The organism is Brevundimonas sp. GW821-FHT12E07 (genome assembly GCF_058807035.1).
The window spans coordinates 66,500-81,847 of sequence record NZ_JBXAQH010000005.1; the positions used below are offsets into that span (position 1 = coordinate 66,500).

At 67.5% G+C, this 15,348-nt stretch carries 20 protein-coding genes; 13 read left to right on the top strand and 7 right to left on the bottom strand.

Annotation, left to right across the window (positions count from 1 at the left end; all coding sequences use genetic code 11):
• Nucleotides 1-112 precede the first annotated feature (112 nt).
• Nucleotides 113-319, bottom strand: a complete 207-nt coding sequence (locus AC1ROD_RS17480) for a DUF1192 family protein (protein ID WP_492949528.1) — start codon at nucleotides 317-319, stop codon at nucleotides 113-115.
• Between the two features lie 76 nt (nucleotides 320-395).
• Here AC1ROD_RS17480 and AC1ROD_RS17485 point away from each other — a divergent pair, with 76 nt between their 5' ends.
• Nucleotides 396-1,367, top strand: coding sequence for an NAD(P)H-quinone oxidoreductase (locus AC1ROD_RS17485; protein ID WP_492949529.1), 972 nt, complete (start codon nucleotides 396-398; stop codon nucleotides 1,365-1,367).
• Between the two features lie 3 nt (nucleotides 1,368-1,370).
• Here AC1ROD_RS17485 and AC1ROD_RS17490 read toward each other — a convergent pair whose 3' ends face one another.
• Nucleotides 1,371-2,267: a beta/gamma crystallin-related protein gene (locus AC1ROD_RS17490; RefSeq protein ID WP_492949530.1), complete on the bottom strand. Its 897-nt coding sequence runs from the start codon at nucleotides 2,265-2,267 to the stop codon at nucleotides 1,371-1,373.
• 222 nt (nucleotides 2,268-2,489) lie between these two features.
• Here AC1ROD_RS17490 and AC1ROD_RS17495 point away from each other — a divergent pair, with 222 nt between their 5' ends.
• Nucleotides 2,490-3,158, top strand: coding sequence for a DUF1013 domain-containing protein (locus tag AC1ROD_RS17495; protein WP_492949531.1), 669 nt, complete (start codon nucleotides 2,490-2,492; stop codon nucleotides 3,156-3,158).
• 84 nt (nucleotides 3,159-3,242) lie between these two features.
• Here AC1ROD_RS17495 and AC1ROD_RS17500 read toward each other — a convergent pair whose 3' ends face one another.
• Complete coding sequence (locus AC1ROD_RS17500) at nucleotides 3,243-3,416, bottom strand: YdcH family protein (RefSeq protein ID WP_492949532.1); 174 nt, start codon at nucleotides 3,414-3,416, stop codon at nucleotides 3,243-3,245.
• A 126-nt stretch (nucleotides 3,417-3,542) separates the two neighbouring features.
• Between AC1ROD_RS17500 and AC1ROD_RS17505 the strand changes: the two genes are divergently transcribed.
• From AC1ROD_RS17505 to AC1ROD_RS17525, 5 genes are all read left to right on the top strand, one after another.
• Nucleotides 3,543-4,169, top strand: a complete 627-nt coding sequence (locus tag AC1ROD_RS17505; protein WP_492949533.1) for a UbiX family flavin prenyltransferase — start codon at nucleotides 3,543-3,545, stop codon at nucleotides 4,167-4,169.
• A complete protein-coding gene (locus AC1ROD_RS17510; RefSeq protein WP_492949534.1) occupies nucleotides 4,166-4,630 on the top strand; it encodes a TIGR02444 family protein in 465 nt (154 codons plus the stop codon). The genes AC1ROD_RS17505 and AC1ROD_RS17510 overlap by 4 nt, the downstream gene beginning before the upstream one ends.
• A gap of 56 nt (nucleotides 4,631-4,686) precedes the next feature.
• The gene (locus AC1ROD_RS17515; protein ID WP_207870958.1) at nucleotides 4,687-4,911 is read left to right on the top strand and encodes a YdcH family protein; all 225 of its coding nucleotides are present in this window, start codon (nucleotides 4,687-4,689) and stop codon (nucleotides 4,909-4,911) included.
• A gap of 91 nt (nucleotides 4,912-5,002) precedes the next feature.
• Complete coding sequence (gene tgt, locus AC1ROD_RS17520) at nucleotides 5,003-6,112, top strand: tRNA guanosine(34) transglycosylase Tgt (protein ID WP_492949535.1); 1,110 nt, start codon at nucleotides 5,003-5,005, stop codon at nucleotides 6,110-6,112.
• A 2-nt stretch (nucleotides 6,113-6,114) separates the two neighbouring features.
• Nucleotides 6,115-6,417, top strand: coding sequence for a hypothetical protein (locus tag AC1ROD_RS17525; protein ID WP_492949536.1), 303 nt, complete (start codon nucleotides 6,115-6,117; stop codon nucleotides 6,415-6,417).
• Here the strand turns inward: AC1ROD_RS17525 and AC1ROD_RS17530 are convergent.
• On the bottom strand, nucleotides 6,414-6,950 hold the full coding sequence (locus AC1ROD_RS17530; RefSeq protein ID WP_492949537.1) for a hypothetical protein: 537 nt from the start codon (nucleotides 6,948-6,950) through the stop codon (nucleotides 6,414-6,416). The genes AC1ROD_RS17525 and AC1ROD_RS17530 overlap by 4 nt on opposite strands.
• Before the next feature lie 92 nt (nucleotides 6,951-7,042).
• On the opposite strand from AC1ROD_RS17530, the gene AC1ROD_RS17535 reads away from it, so the two are divergent.
• The 4 genes from AC1ROD_RS17535 to AC1ROD_RS17550 all read left to right on the top strand — a co-directional run bounded on the left by AC1ROD_RS17535 (nucleotide 7,043) and on the right by AC1ROD_RS17550 (nucleotide 10,352).
• Nucleotides 7,043-7,825 (top strand): ATP-binding cassette domain-containing protein, encoded by a 783-nt coding sequence (locus AC1ROD_RS17535; RefSeq protein WP_492949538.1) that lies wholly within the window; start codon nucleotides 7,043-7,045, stop codon nucleotides 7,823-7,825.
• The gene (locus AC1ROD_RS17540) at nucleotides 7,818-9,371 is read left to right on the top strand and encodes an ABC transporter permease/substrate-binding protein (protein ID WP_492949539.1); all 1,554 of its coding nucleotides are present in this window, start codon (nucleotides 7,818-7,820) and stop codon (nucleotides 9,369-9,371) included. Before AC1ROD_RS17535 ends, AC1ROD_RS17540 begins: the two co-directional genes overlap by 8 nt.
• A complete protein-coding gene (locus AC1ROD_RS17545) occupies nucleotides 9,368-9,862 on the top strand; it encodes a YybH family protein (protein ID WP_492949540.1) in 495 nt (164 codons plus the stop codon). Before AC1ROD_RS17540 ends, AC1ROD_RS17545 begins: the two co-directional genes overlap by 4 nt.
• Before the next feature lie 70 nt (nucleotides 9,863-9,932).
• Complete coding sequence (locus AC1ROD_RS17550; RefSeq protein ID WP_492949541.1) at nucleotides 9,933-10,352, top strand: cupin domain-containing protein; 420 nt, start codon at nucleotides 9,933-9,935, stop codon at nucleotides 10,350-10,352.
• Nucleotides 10,353-10,355: 3 nt separating this feature from the next.
• Here AC1ROD_RS17550 and AC1ROD_RS17555 read toward each other — a convergent pair whose 3' ends face one another.
• Nucleotides 10,356-10,883 (bottom strand): gamma carbonic anhydrase family protein, encoded by a 528-nt coding sequence (locus tag AC1ROD_RS17555; RefSeq protein WP_492949542.1) that lies wholly within the window; start codon nucleotides 10,881-10,883, stop codon nucleotides 10,356-10,358.
• 292 nt (nucleotides 10,884-11,175) lie between these two features.
• Here AC1ROD_RS17555 and AC1ROD_RS17560 point away from each other — a divergent pair, with 292 nt between their 5' ends.
• Nucleotides 11,176-11,967 (top strand): PhoH family protein, encoded by a 792-nt coding sequence (locus tag AC1ROD_RS17560; protein WP_492949679.1) that lies wholly within the window; start codon nucleotides 11,176-11,178, stop codon nucleotides 11,965-11,967.
• Nucleotides 11,968-12,039: 72 nt separating this feature from the next.
• Here the strand turns inward: AC1ROD_RS17560 and AC1ROD_RS17565 are convergent, their stop codons facing one another.
• Entirely contained in the window at nucleotides 12,040-12,855 is an 816-nt protein-coding gene (locus AC1ROD_RS17565; protein WP_492949543.1) for a DUF2306 domain-containing protein, read from the bottom strand.
• A 178-nt stretch (nucleotides 12,856-13,033) separates the two neighbouring features.
• On the opposite strand from AC1ROD_RS17565, the gene AC1ROD_RS17570 reads away from it, so the two are divergent.
• On the top strand, nucleotides 13,034-14,023 hold the full coding sequence (locus tag AC1ROD_RS17570) for a helix-turn-helix domain-containing protein (protein ID WP_492949544.1): 990 nt from the start codon (nucleotides 13,034-13,036) through the stop codon (nucleotides 14,021-14,023).
• Here the strand turns inward: AC1ROD_RS17570 and AC1ROD_RS17575 are convergent.
• Nucleotides 14,020-15,249 carry a cation:proton antiporter domain-containing protein gene (locus tag AC1ROD_RS17575; protein WP_492949545.1) on the bottom strand — a complete coding sequence of 410 codons (1,230 nt, stop codon included), beginning with the start codon at nucleotides 15,247-15,249 and terminating at the stop codon, nucleotides 14,020-14,022. The two genes, AC1ROD_RS17570 and AC1ROD_RS17575, sit on opposite strands and share 4 nt — an antisense overlap.
• Nucleotides 15,250-15,348 lie beyond the last annotated feature (99 nt).

Here is a 15,348-nt window from a genome sequence, read left to right on the forward strand (position 1 = left end):
AATACGTACGCGTCCGTCCCGTTCTCGCCCCTGACAGGCGTGGTGACGATACGGTGTGCAACCGCCATGCCACGAACGGCGACGCTGTAAAACCATTCCGGGACGAAACGCATCAGCTTCTGAAGTTGAACAGGGCGTCGGCGGCGTTCTTCTTGGCCTTTTTGCCGTCGATGGCGGCCTTGGCCCGGTCGATCTCGGCCTGCAGGGCCTCGATCCGCTCGTTCAGCTCCTCCACCGAATAGAGGTCCAGGTCTTCGCGGGCCAGGGCGGTCAGGGTCGCGCCGCGTCCTGAACGGGGCTCCAGATCTTCGAACGTCATCGTCGCCTCCATGGTCAGGGCCGGTACGGACGACTATCTGAGCGCCTGGATATCCACGAATGCAAGGTTTGCCCGCATGCGGACGATCGAGATCACCGGCGGCGCCGGTCCGGCCGAGGCCCTGACGCCGGTCCATCGGCCCGATCCGCAGGCCGGTCCGGGCCAGATCCGCATCCGCGTGAAGGCCGCCGGGGTGAACCGTCCCGATCTGTTGCAGCGTCTCGGCTATTACCCCGCCCCGCCCGGCGCACCGGACGTCCTGGGGCTGGAGGTCGCGGGCGAGGTGGATCAGGTGGGGGAGGGGGCTGCCCGCTGGAAAGCCGGCGATCGGGTCTGCGCCCTGCTGGGCGGGGGCGGATATGCCGAATATGCGGTGGTCGACGCCCGGCACGCCCTTCCGATCCCGGAAGGGCTGGATTTCGTTCAGGCCGCGGCCCTGCCGGAGACGGTTTTCACGGTCTTCACCAATGTCTTCGAGGGCGGGGCGTTGAAGGCCGGCGAGACCCTGCTGATCCACGGCGCGACCAGCGGTATCGGGGTGACGGCCATCCAGATGGCGAAGGCGGCGGGGGCCCGGGTCATCGCCACTTCGCGCGGGCCGGAAAAAACGGGGGCGGCCAAGGCGCTGGGCGCCGACATCAGCCTGGACGCGAAGACCGACGATCTGGCGACGGCCCTGGCCGAAGCCGGTGGGGTCGATGTGGTGCTGGACATGGTGGGGGCCGACTACGCCGCCCTGAACCTGAAGGCGTTGAAGCCCTTCGGCCGCTGGGTGGTGATCGCCACCCTCTCGGGCGCGAAGGCCGAGGTCAATCTGTCGGAACTGATGATGAAGCGCATCGTCCTGACCGGCTCGACCCTCCGGGCGCGGCCCGCCGACGAGAAGGCGCGGCTGGCGGCGGCGGTCGAGGCCACCATCTGGCCGTGGGTGGCCTCCGGGGCGGTGCGGCCGCCGGTCGAGGCGACCTTCCCGCTGGAGCAGGCCGATCAGGCCCACCTCCGGCTGGAGGCGGGCCATCACATCGGCAAGGTGGTCCTGACCCTTTGAGGCTTACCAGCCGCGAACGGGACGCAGCGACGAGATCCGGTCGTTGATCAGGGTATTGTTCAGGTTGCGGACGTCGCCGGTGAAGGTCTGGCAGGTCCCGCGGAAATAGGGGTCCGAGCAGGCTTCCCAGGTTCCGTTCATCTGCATGGAGCTGATGTTGTCGTTCAGCTGGCGACGGCCGAGGTTGGGCATCTCGCCGTTGAAGGTCGCCGAGCCGCCGCGGAAGTTGGCGTCCTCATAGACGGTGATCGAGTTGCGGCCGCCCCAGCCGCCGCCGGGCCCGCCGTTGCCGGGTCCATTGCCGCCGCCCCAGCCGCCGCCATTGTTGCCGCCGCCGTTGCCGGGACGGTCGTCACGCTCGAACCGGCCGAGCGCGCCGTTGCAGGCCAGCAGGCCGTTGCTGTTGCTGATGTCGCCACGGCACTGGCCAAACTCGATCGAGGTCGAGCGCCGGTTGTTGCGGGTGTCGGTGCACTGGGCGTAGAGGCGGCCGCTGTCGACGCGAATGCTGTTGCAGCTGCGCGTGTAGCTGCCGTCGGGTTGGCGACCGTTCCAGCCCCCGCCGTTGTTGCCGCCATTGTTCCCGCCGCCGTTGCCGCCGCCACGGTTCTCAAGGCGCGCCTGGGCGCCGTTGCAGGCCAGCAGACCCTGGTTGTTGCTGATGTCGCCGGAGCAGCGGCCGTATTCGATGGAGCTGTAGCGGGTCTCCCGACGGGTGCCGGTGCCGCATTCGGCGTACAGACGGCCGCCGTCGACGCGCGCGTCAGAACAGGTCTGGATATAGCTGCCTCCCGGCTGGCCGCCACCGCCGCCGCGTTGGGCGCTGGCCGACATCGGGGTCAGCAGGGTCAGGGCGGCCAGGGCCGCGGCGGACAGTGAAACGCTGGTCTTGATCGACATGGTGTTCCCTCCAGAACGACTACGCGGCCGGAGCCGCCTTGATCCTCACGCTCGTCTACTCAACCTGAACCGTAGCTGTACGACGATGACAGTTCTTGTCACGCAGCGTTTTCTTTTGCAGCGAAACGGCCTATATCCCGACCATCGCGCCCGGCCGAAAGGTCGGGCGCCGTTGTATCCAGAACCCGCCAGATCGGGTCGAACCTTCCGGGACTTACGCCCATGACCGACATCCTCATGCCCAAGGCCACCGCGGTCTGGATGGTGGATAACACCTCTCTGACCTTCGAGCAGATCGCCGATTTCTGCGGCCTGCACCCGCTGGAAGTGCGCGGCATCGCCGACGGCGACGTGGCCCGCGACATCCGCGGCGTCGACCCCATCACCGGCGGCCAGCTGACGCGCGAAGAGCTCGACAAGGCCCAGGAGAACCCCGACTACCGCATGCAGGCGGTCGTCAGCCGTCACGCCGAACTGCTCAAGTCCAACAAGCCGGCTCCGAAATACACCCCGGTGTCGCGCCGTCAGGACCGTCCGGACGCCATCGCCTGGTTCGTGCGCAACCACCCCGAGGTGACCGACGCCCAGATCGCCAAGCTGCTGGGCACCACCAAATCCACGATCGAGAGCGTGCGTAACCGCACCCACTGGAACAGCCCCAACATCAAGCCGGTCGACCCGGTGACCCTGGGTCTGGTCGGCCAGCTGGTGCTCGACGACCTGATCTCCAAGGCCGCGGCCAAGAAGAACAAGGACGACCTCAAGAAGGGCGGCGGCGTGCTGCAGCCGGTCGAGCCGGAAGTCGTCGAGGAGGAAGAGTTCGTTCCCGAGGCCGCGGAGCGCCGCACCGCCGAACCGACCGCCGCTTCGGTGTTCGGTACGAAGGACTGATCTTCCTCTCCGAGTGAAGAAGAAAGGCCCCGGAGAGCGTTCTCCGGGGCCTTTCCAATTCTGATTTTGGCTACTCTCCCGGACCTACCCCGCCCGGGCCTCGAGACTGGTAATCTCCTCCTTCAGTCGGAGCTTTCTTCGCTTGAGCTCCCTGACCTGCAGCGGATCCGAAGCCGGGTGGCCCACCTCCCGCTGGATCGTCTCATCCAGCTGACGGTGCCGATTTCCCAGTTCGCGGATACGAGCTTCGATGGTCATGGCTTGCGCCTCCATGTCTAAGGGACCACACAGTGAGCGCCCGGATCAGCGGTCTGGGAAATCACGGTTGAGTGACGTCGCCAAGGCCTTGAAACTGTTCCGGACCCGGTGAGTCTGACCCCCAAAATGGACCCTGATGTGAACGGAGCTGTACGGAACCCTGCGACCTCTGGACGCCCCCGGTTGGTGGTCGGCGTTTCAGGCGCTTCGGGCGTGATCCACGGCGTTCGCGTGCTGGACGCCTTGCGCGAGCTGGACGTCGAAAGCCATCTGGTGGTCACCCGCGCGGCCCTGCTGACCCTGTCGCAGGAGACGGATCTGACGCCCGACGACCTGACCGGCCGCGCCGATGTGACGCACCGGCTGAACGACGTCGGCGCCTCCATCGCCTCGGGCTCGTTCCGGACGCTGGGGATGATCGTCGCGCCCTGTTCGGTCAGGACCATGAGCGAGATCGCGACGGGGGTGACCTCCTCGCTCCTCACCCGCGCCGCCGATGTGGTGCTCAAGGAGCGTCGGCCGCTGGTGCTGATGGTGCGCGAGACCCCGCTGCATCTGGGCCACCTCAGAACCATGACGGCCCTCGCCGAGATGGGCGCGACCATCGCCCCGCCTCTGCCCGCCTTCTACGCCAAACCCGTCTCCATCGCCGAGATGGTGGACCAGTCGGTCGGTCGGGCGCTGGACCTGTTCGGCCTCGACTGGTCGCCGGTGAAGCGCTGGGACGGCCTGAAGGGCCCCGCCGAAGAATGACGCTCTGGGATTGGGCTCTGAAAGCCTATGCGGCGCCGGGCGTCGCTGACGCCTGCCTGCATCTTCAGGACGCCGCTGAACAGAATGTGCCTCTATTGCTGTGGGCCGCCTGGGTCGCCGAGACCGGCCGCCGTCCCGACGAGGACGACATCGAGGCCGCCTGCGATACCGCCCGGGCCTGGGACGGGAGCGCGGTCAGCCCGCTGCGCGCCGTCCGCCGCACCCTGAAGGCGCCGATCCCCGACATGGACGACGCCGCGCGCGAGGCCGTGCGCGAGCAGATCAAGGCGGTGGAGCTTCTGGCCGAGCGCAAGCTGCTGGAGGCGCTCGAAACTCTGGCGCCCGCGCCGTCGGGGGCGCCGCGCCGCGCCATCGAAGGCCTGGTCGAGACGGCGCGTCTCTGGGCCCGCGTCATCCCCCGTCCGGCGCTGGTCGCATTGTCAGAGCGCCTTCCGGCCTGAGCGCCGGTCGGGTATAAATGCAGCAGCCGTTCCGGGGGGAAGGGCAGGACTGATTCATGAACGACGACCAACCTTTTCTGACCGACGACGAGCTGGCGCTGCACGACGAGGTCAAGCATCTGCGGCAGGAGCATGCCGACCTGGACGCGGCCATCGAGGCCCTGGGCCATATGCCGATCCCGGACCAGCTCCGCATCGCGCGGCTGAAGCGCAAGAAGCTGCAGCTGCGCGACGAGATCGTGAAGATCGAGAGCCAGATCCTGCCGGACATCATCGCCTAGGCCTGCTGACGGCGACGGATCGCTTTTTCACAGTTTCGCCCCACGCGATCCTGTATGAGCGGCGATCCAGATTTGCTGCCCGGACTTCGCCTTGCCCTTTCCGTTTGAAATCTCCGCCACCGAAGGCCGCGCCCGCACCGGCGTTCTGAAGACCGCGCGCGGAGACATCCGCACCCCCGCCTTCATGCCGGTCGGCACCGTGGCCACGGTCAAGGCGATGACGGTCGATCAGGTCAAGGCGACCGGCGCCGACATCATCCTGGGCAACACTTATCACCTGATGCTGCGTCCCGGGCCGGAGCGGATGGAGCGTCTGGGTGGCCTCCACAAATTCATGGGCTGGGACAAACCCATCCTGACCGACTCGGGCGGCTTCCAAGTCATGTCCCTGGCCGGCATCTCCAAGGTGAAGGAGGAGGCGGTGACCTTCTCCAGCCACATCGACGGATCGAAGCACGTCCTGTCGCCGGAGCGGTCGATCGAGATCCAGGCCGACCGGATCGGCGCCGACATTTCGATGCAGCTGGACCAGTGCGTCGCCTATCCGGCCGAGAAGGACGCCGCGCGCAAGGCGATGGAGCTGTCGATCCGCTGGGGCCGGCGCTCCAAGGCCGCCTTCGGGGCGCGCGAGACGCAAGGCCTGTTCGGCATCCAGCAGGGCTCGACCTTCGAGGACCTGCGCCGCCAGTCCTCGGAACAGCTGCAGGAGATCGGCTTCGACGGCTACGCCATCGGCGGTCTGGCCGTGGGCGAAGGGCATCAGGCCATGTGCGAGGTGCTGGACTATGCGCCCGAGATGTTGCCCGCCGACCGGCCGCGCTATCTGATGGGGGTGGGCAAGCCCATCGATCTGGTCGAAGCGGTCTATCGCGGCGTCGACATGTTCGACTGCGTCCTGCCGACCCGGGCCGGGCGGCACGGTCAGGCCTGGACCTGGGACGGGCCGATCAACCTCAAGAACGCCCGCTTCGCCGAGGATCAGGACCCGCTGGATCCGACCATCGCCGGGCCGTCCTCACAGTATTCCAAAGCCTATCTGCACCATCTGGTCCGGGCCGACGAGATCCTCGGCAAGGTCCTGCTGAGCTGGCACAACATCGCCTTCTTCCAGGCCCTGACCGCCGCCATGCGCGAGGCCATCGCCCATGGCCGGTTCGAACAGTTCCGCCGCGACTTCCACGCGCGCCATACCTCGAACTGATCATGCGCATCGAGAAGTCAGGCTTCCACGCCTACAACACCTATCTGGAGGAGCCGCCCCGTCCGGAGGGCAATGAGACGGCCCTGCACCGGCACGTCATCATCATCGGCGGCGACAAATATTCCTTCTTCGCCCGCTGGTCCGGCAAGTTCGCGCACAAGGGCGAGAAGATCTCCTTCGACTGGGACTGGGATCGCACCGGCGAGTTCCGGAATATCGAGAAGACCTCCTTCGAGGCCTTCGCCAAGGACGGCTCGGTCCAGATCAGAGGCGACCGCAGCGATACCGTTCGCCGCCCGCGCTAACGCTGGCTCCCGCCCCTCGGCCGGAACCAGGCCGGTGAGGCGGGCGGGGCGCAGTTGAGCTGCATGCCCAGTCCCTTCAGGAAGGCGCGACGCAGGCGACCGGCCTCGATGGCGTCCTGAACGGTGCGCGAGCGGGCCTGTGCGCCGGTCAGCATGCGGATCCAGTTGCGATACGGGATGAAGTCGGTCGCGGCGTTCTTGATGGCGTCCAGCGCCGCCTTGGCCAGGGCGTCCTGCGTCCGCTCGTTCAGGGTCGAGCCGTTCGGCGCGGGCGGCTCGTCACGGTCGGGACCGAGCGCCTCGTCCAGCCGCATCACCTCGGCGCCGACGGTCGAGCACTGGTTCAAATTGCGCTGGTCGTAAGGGTTGGCCTGGGCCTGCAGCAGCACTGTCGGGATCTGGTCGCGGCGCACGTTGAGATCGACAAGGGGCGCGGTGACGGCGTCGCCGAAGCCGCGCTGTACCTGATTGGCGGTCGAACAGCCGCCCAGAACGAGACACAACAGGACGACAGACGGCAACGAAACACGCATGCCGCCATTCACCACGACGGGGCCGTTCCGACAACTCTCGCTTTAGGGCGCGACCTCGCCCACTGTGAAGCCTTCCGTCGCAAAGGCCGCCGATGACGTCAGCCCTGATCCTGTCCGGCCTCGGCAAGTCGTTTGACGGCGGCGAGACATGGGCCGTGAAGGACCTGTCGCTGGAGGTGGCCAAGGGCGAGTTCATGGCCCTGATCGGCGGCTCGGGCTCGGGCAAGACGACCCTGCTCAAGATGATCAACCGGTTGATCGAGCCGGATGTCGGCGAAGTCCGCATCGACGGGGCGCTCAACACGGCGACGCCCGCCCCGGAGCTGAGGCGCGGCATCGGTTACGTCTTTCAGGGCGCGGGCCTGTTCCCGCATATGACCCTGGCGGAAAACGTCGCGGTGACGCCGCGCCTGCTGGGCTGGCCTGAGGCCGAGATCGCGGCGCGGGTCGCAGAGCTGATGGATCTGGTCGAGCTGCCGGTCGGGGTCTGGGGCGATCGGCTGCCCGCCAGCCTGTCGGGCGGCCAGAGGCAGCGCATCGCCTTCGCCCGGGCGCTGGCGGCGCGGCCGTCTCTGGTGCTGATGGACGAGCCGTTCGGGGCGCTGGACGCCCTGTCGCGCGACGGGATCGCCGAGGCCTATCGCCGGCTGCACGACAGCCTCGGCCTGACCACGGTCATGGTCACCCACGACGTCAATGAGGCCCTGCTGACCGCCGACCGGCTGGGGGTGATGAAGGAAGGGCGGCTGGTCGCCGCAGGTCCCCCGGCTGAGCTGATGGGGGAGGGCGCGGACCCCTACGTCCACGAGCTGCTGGAGGCGCCGCGTCGGCAGGCGGCGCGGATCGCCTCGAAGTTCGGGGGCGCGAATGGATAGCCCCGTCGCCGCCGCCTGGGCGCGCTTGCCCGACTATCTGGGCCAGCACGTGATCCTCAGTGCGCTGGCCCTGCTGCTCGGCGCGGCGATCAGCCTGCCTCTGGCGGTGCTGGCCAGCCGCAGGCCGGCCCTCCGCTGGCCGCTGATGACCGGGTCGGGCCTGATCCAGACCATCCCCAGTCTGGCTCTTCTGGCGCTCTTCTATCCGCTGCTTCTGGGGCTGTCGGGCCTGACGAAGAGCCTGTTCGGCGTCGGCTTCTCGGCGCTGGGATTCCTGCCCGCGCTGCTGGCCCTGACCCTGTATTCGATGCTGCCGATGGTGCGGAACACGGTCGCGGGCCTGACCGGGCTGGATCCGGCGGTGCTGGAGGCGGCGCGGGGCGTGGGGATGACGAAGCGTCAGTCGCTGTTCCGGGTCGAACTGCCGCTGGCCGCGCCGGTCATACTCGCGGGCGTTCGCACCAGCGCCGTCTGGGTCATCGGAACGGCGACCCTGTCGACCCCGATCGGCCAGACCTCGCTGGGCAACTACATCTTCACCGGGCTGCAGACCGAGAACTGGGTGTTCGTCCTGTTCGGCTGTGTGGCCTCGGCCGGGCTGGCGCTGATCGTGGACCAGTTGCTTGGGCTGATCGAGAGCGGTCTGGCGAAGCGCAGCCGCAAGCGGGTCAGCACGGGCGCCGCCGTCCTGCTGGCCGGTCTGGCGCTGGCTATCGCCCCCGCCCTTATCCCCAAGCCTGCGACCTATGTGATCGGGTCCAAGACCTTCTCGGAGCAGTTCATCCTCTCGGCCCTGATGGCGGACGAGCTGAAGGCCAAGGGGCTCAACGCGTCGGAGCGCAGCGGCCTCGGCTCCACCGTCATCCTGCGCGCGCTGAGCCAGAACGACATCGACGTCTATGTCGAATACTCCGGCACGGTCTGGGGCACGGCCATGGGTCACACCGACAATCCGGGCCGCGAAGAGGTGACCCGTCAGGTCACCGAATGGCTCAAGGACAAGCACAGGATTACCGTCCTGGGCGGCCTCGGCTTCGAGAACGCCTATGCTCTCGCCATGCGCCGCGACCGGGCGGCGGCGCTCAATATCCGGACGCTGGACGATCTCGGCGCGCGGTCGGCCAATCTGGCCATCGGCGCCGACTACGAGTTCTTCTCCCGGCCGGAATGGACGGCGTTGAAGACCGGCTACGGCCTGAACTTCCGTCAGCAGAAGCAGTACCAGTCGACCTTCATGTACCGGGCGGTGGTCGACGGGGACGTCGACGTCATCTCGGCCTTCTCAAGCGACGGGCGGATCGCGGCGGATGATCTGGTCGTGCTGGCCGACCCGAAGGGCGCCATCCCGCCCTATGACGCCCTGATCCTGATCGCGCCCAAGCGGGCGAACGACGCCCGGCTGCGCGCCGCCCTCCAGCCTCTGATCGGCGCGGTGTCGGTCGAGGCGATGCGCGAAGCGAACCAGCAGGTCGACGGTGACACGAACAAGCGCTCTCCCGCCGCCGCCGCCGAATGGCTCAAGACCCGACTGAGGCCTGCCCCATGATCCGCACCGTCCTTGCCGCCCTCGCCCTGTGTTTCGTCTTCGCCGCCCCGCTGCGGGCGCAGGAGGTCTTCAACGAGACGACGGAGCGGGCCGCCATCCTCAATGTCGTCTCCGACATGCAGGCCGCGTGGAACCGGGGCGACTACCGGGGTTACATGCAGGGCTTCAAGAACCCGGACGTCGTCTTCGTCTCGGGCGGGAAGATCAAGAACGGCTGGCAGGGCGCGCTGGACGACTACATCCGCAACTACGGCCCGACACCGGAGAGCCGCGGGACCCTGACCTTCTACGACATGACAGTGGAGTTCCTGGCCCCCGACGCGGCCCAGTTGATCGGCCATTACCGGCTGGACCGGCCCGAGCGGCCGATGGAGGGGATCAACACCCGGCTGTTCCGCAAGATCGACGGCCGCTGGGTCATCGCCCTGAACCACGTCTCGGCCTATGAGGTCACGCCGCACCCAGCCCCGAGTGCGCCTTCAGGCCGGTAGGGCGACCGGTCGCACTGTCCACCGGTGTCATTGAGCGGTAGTCTGGCGACCTCGCTTCTGGAGCCCCGCCATGATCCTCGCCGGACTGTTCGCCGCCGCCCTGATCACCCTGCCGCAAACCGCCACGCCGCGCCCGATGGTCGTGGTCAAGGAGGCCGATGTGCAGGTCGAGCAGTCGCCGCCGCCGCACAACGGCGTGGGCCGCAGCACCGCCTTCCGCCTGTCGGACGCCGCGCCGGGGCGGAATTTCGAGTTCAGAAAACGCATCCTGCATCCCGGCGCGACCATCGGCCTGCACGTCCTGACCCATGACGAGATCTATTATGTCGTGAGCGGGCAGGGGGAGGTCGCCTCCGACGGCCGCACCGAGGCCATGGGGCCGGAGACCGCCGCCTATCTCTATGAGGGCGCCGACGTCGGCATCAAACAGGTCGGCGACGAGCCCCTGGTCCTGATCATCGCCTATCCGCTGGCGGCGCGGACCCAGTAGCGATCAGAGCGGCTTCAGCTCGGCCGCGAACCGCTTCCAGTTCTGGACATAGTGCTGCGCCGACATCTCCAGCGCGGCGATCTGGCCCTCGTTCAGTTCACGGACGACCTTGCCCGGCTGGCCCACGACCATGGAGCCGTCCGGAATGACCTTGCCCTCGGTGATCAGGGCGTTGGCGCCGATCAGGCAGTTCTTCCCGATCACCGCTCCATTCAGGACCACGGCCCCGATGCCGATCAGGGTGTTGTCGCCGATGGTGCAGCCGTGAAGCATGACCTTGTGGCCCACGGTCACGTTCGCCCCGATGGTCAGGGGCACGCCGGCGTCGGCATGCAGGACGCTGAGGTCCTGGATGTTGCTGTTTTCACCCACTGTCAGGGTATCCGTGTCGCCGCGCAGCACTGAACCGAACCAGACGCTGGCGCCCGGTTTCAGAATCACGTCCCCTAGCACCACAGCATTGGGCGCTATCCAGTATTCCCCTTCCGGCGGAAGCTGCGGTTTCTTGTCGCCAAGCGAATACACAGTCATCACAACACCGTCACATCTAAGGAAAAAGAGCGCTTTAAGGTCTCGTAAACCACGTTAGCATCAAAGTGTTGATGCGATTCGAGGCCGGTCTCTTCTGGTCCCGGATCCGTAACCGGATCAAGCCCGGTCCGGTCAAGCTACGGGGAACGTGAGTGACGCGTTCGGTTCGGCGGCGAGGTTTTTCGCCGGAGATTGGCCTCTCATCCGACCCCGGACGGCCTGTTGCCGTTTCCTCTCTCCTCCCCACCGTCGTTCGAGGCGATGCTTTTGAAGCATCGCCTTTTTTAATGCCCTGGAGGCAATCATGACCAAGCGTGCAGCCCTGAAGCGCCAGGCCCGTGAGGGCGTTTTCGATTCCACCTCGTTCATCGAGGATTCGAAAGTCCGCCGCCTTCCGACATCGCACAACAACAGTCATCAGGGCGCCTGGTCGCCCTATCCGTCGAACGACCGGGACCAGGGCTATCTCAAGACGCTGAAGCCCAAATCCGAGGGCCAGGCCGAGCTGCTCAACGCCATCGACACTCACAACCTGTGCGTGGCGCTCGGGCCGGCAGGCACCGGCAAGACCTATCTGGCCGTGGCCAAGGCGGTCGAGGCGCTGGAAGCCGGCAAGGTCGGCCGCATCGTGCTGAGCCGCCCCGCCGTCGAGGCCGGGGAATCGATCGGCTTCCTGCCCGGCGCCATGGAGGACAAGCTGGCCCCCTATCTGCGGCCCCTCTACGACGCCCTGTCGGACCGGCTGTCGATGAAGCGGGTCGGGGCCCTGATGGCCGAGGGGCTCATCGAGATCGCGCCGATCGGCTATATGCGCGGCCGTACCCTGAACAACGCCTTCGTCGTCGTCGATGAGGCCCAGAACTGCACCTACGTCCAGCTGAAGATGCTGCTGACCCGGCTGGGCTGGCACTCGACCATGGTGGTCACCGGCGACCCGCACCAGTCCGACCTGCTGCCCGGCGTCTCCGGCCTGGCCGACATCGCCCAGCGTCTGGAAGCCGTGCCGGAAATCTCGGTGGTGCGCCTGGCCGAACAGGACATCGTCCGCCATCCGCTGGTCGCGAGCATGATCGGCGTCCTCTGACGCCAGCCGCAGACCGAACGGTTCGGGGCGCGCTTCGCGAGAGGCGCGCCCTGTTTCGTCAGAGCCTGACCTTCAGAGGTAGGGTCCCCACATCAGGGCGAAGGCCCCGACCGAACCCAGAGCCGTCCAGGCGGCTGCGGCGAGCACCAGCCCGGCCACGATGATCCGGAACGCGCCGCTCGGACTGCGTCCGGCCGCGAAGTAAAGCTCCAGCACGGCCAGAGGGATCAGATAGCTGCCGAAGGTCAGAACGACGTCCGCCGGGCCGGACATGGTTTTGGTCATCCCGACCGGCCCCCGGTTGATCAGGACCCAGCCCATCAGTCCGACGCGCAGGAACCAGACCCCGCTGACCACCATGAAGGTCCGCATGGCCCAGCGGCGATGGCTGTCGAAGCGCCGCCGGATCGCCTCCCGCCAGGCCAGTCCGGCGAAGACCAGGATCAGCAGGCCGTTGATCCCGATGGCCACGGCGGAGACGACAGACAGATAGGCGCCTCGCGCCACCGACATCCACAGGCCGCTGAGCGCCAGGAAGCAGGCGAGGGTCAGGAAGCTGCGGCCGGTCCAGCGGTGCAGGGCGGGAAAGCGCTGTCTGAGGGCCGGGATCAGCTGCATCAGCCCGCCGAGGGTCACCACCGCCGCCAGCAGGACATGAGCAGCGAAGACCAGATTGCCGACGCCGTCGCCCTCGACATAGCCGGTGATCAGGGGCTTGTCGTTCCAGGCGGCGAAACGCCCCGACAGGGTGCGCACGCCGTAGAACAGCACGATGAAGATGATGAAGGCCGTCTGGCCGGCGGCCGCGACCACGAACCAGGCGACGCCCGCACGGCTGAGAAGTTTTGCGCCGCCGGGTGCGGTCGGCGTGGAGAGAGAGGTCGACATGGAGGCTCCGGACACGACCCCGGGACGGGGCCGCGCCGACGCTGCGGGCCGGACGTCTCCGCCGTCTCGCCGATTTGAAAATCGGCCAGAAAGAGTTGGGTCAGGGGTTTGACGCCGGGGGCGACAGGCCGACACAGTGCCGCCGGGCCGCGACGAGCGCGGTCGACGAGACCTCCGGATGGCGATGACCACCGCCTTCACGACAGCACGACCGACCGGCCCGTGGCGCGCCCCCGGGCGACTGACAGTCTATGGGATCGCCATGGCGGTGTCGTTCGCCTGCTATGCGGTCGGCCATGTCCTGAACGGTGCGGGTGGGCCGGCGGAGACGCTGCTCGACATGATCGGGTTGGGCGCCTGCGGCTGGGCGTGGCTGATCGCGCGCGCCCTGTTCGATCCGGCGAAGCGCGACGCCTGGTGGCCCCGGATCGTCGTCGGGGTTCTGGTCGTTAGCGGCGCTCTGACGGTGCTGTCCCTGCCGACGGGCGCGCGTCAGATCGCGGAGAATACCTATGCGCTGAGCGGATCGGCGGCCCTGCTGCTGACCTTCTTTGAGCCCTTCCATCGTTACCGGCGGGATCTGCCGGTGGGTGAGAAGCGGTTCCGGTTCGCCTTCGTGGTCGTCTATGCGGCTTTGGTCGCGGTTTCGATCCTCGCCCCACATGGCTCGGCAGTGACGGCGGCGGAGGCGTATCGGCTGGACCTGATCAACAGCGGCTGCGCCCTCGGCGGCCTCCTGACCGGGGCGGGGGCCATCGTCTGGCGACTGCGACATCCGTTGGCCGACCCGGTGCGGCCCGTGCGGCGGGCCCCGACGGCCGAGGATCAGGCGCTAGCGGCCCGCGTCCTGCTGCTCCTGAAGGAAGAGCAGATCCACGCCGAACCGAACCTGAAGGTCGCCGACGTCGCGGCCCGTCTGGGGCAGCCGGAATACCGGATCTCGCAGTGCGTCACCGGGGTTCTCGGCTTCGAGAACTTCAGCCGGATGATCAATCACCACCGGATCGAACAGGCGAAGACGCTGCTGCTCGACCCCGTCCGGCGACCGATTCTCGATATCGCCTTCGACTGCGGCTTCGGTTCTGTCGGGCCGTTCAACCGCGCCTTCAAGGCCGAGGTCGGTGTGACACCCCGGGCCTTCCGCGCCTCGGCGGCCAAGCAGCCCTAGACCACGTCCACCAGCTTGACGGGTTGCGCCGCCGGTGGAGCAGGGGGCTTCGGCTTGCCGCCCAGACGATCGGTCAGGGCGAAGACGAAGGGGTTCAGCGAGATCGACATCAGGGCGGCGGCCAGGATCAGGTCGTGGGTCTGCTGGCTGAGGGCACCCAGCGACACGCCGAGCGCGGCCAGGATGAAGCTGAACTCCCCGATCTGGGCGAGGCTGGCGGCGATGGTCAGGCTGGTGGCCTTGTCCAGCTTGAAGGCGAAGGTGATGGCCAGCGCCGCCAGGGCCTTGCCGACGATGACGATGCCCAGCACGCCCAGCACGGTCAGGGGCTTGGTCACCAGGATCATCGGATCGAACAGCATCCCCACCGAGACGAAGAACAGCACCGCGAAGGCGTCGCGCAGGGGCAGGGACCGCTCGGCGGCATTGTGGCCCAGCGGCGAGGAGTTGAGCACCAGCCCGGCGAGGAAGGCCCCGAGCGCGAAGGAGTGGAACATCCAGTAGGCGATGAAGGCGATGCCCAGGGCGATCGCCAGAACGCCCAGGGTGAACAGCTCGCGCGACTTGGTGTGAGCGATCCGCACCAGCAGCCAGGGCAGGACACGTGGGCCGATGAACAGCATGGCGCCGACGAAGACCGCGACCTTGCCGAGCGTCCAGCCGATCGACTTCGCGAGCTCGGCTGCGCCCAGCTCCTGTCCCGGCTGGACGATCAGCAGGGGCAGCATGACCAGGGCGATGACGATGACCAGATCCTCGACGATCAGCCAGCCGACGGCGATGCCGCCGATCTCACCCTTGACCTGACGCCGCTCCTCCAGCGCCCGCAGCAGGACGACGGTCGAGGCCACCGACAGGGCGAAGCCCATCAGGACAGCCTCCAGATCGCCCATGCCGAGCAGCCGGCCCAGCGCCCAGCCGAGCGCGGTCGCGGCCCCGATCTGAACGAGAGCGCCGGGGACGGCGACCTTCCTGACCTTCATCAGGTCGGCGGGGGAGAAGTGCAGCCCGACCCCGAACATCAGCAGGATGACGCCGATCTCGGCCAGTTGGGGCGCCAGCTCCGTATCCGCGACGAAGCCCGCCGTATGTGGCCCGACCACGATGCCCGCGACCAGATAGCCGACCAGGGGAGACAGTTTCAGCCGGTTCGCCGCCATGCCGAACACGAAGGCGAGGACAAAGCCCCCGACCAGGGTGAGGATCAGGCTGTCGGCATGCGGCATCGGCGCTCCTTGAGGGGGCTCGTGGGTCTGATTGTGGTGAAGCTTTCAGTTGGGGCCTGAAGCGGCCCCTGACAAGGTGACGCATTGTCTCGCATTGGG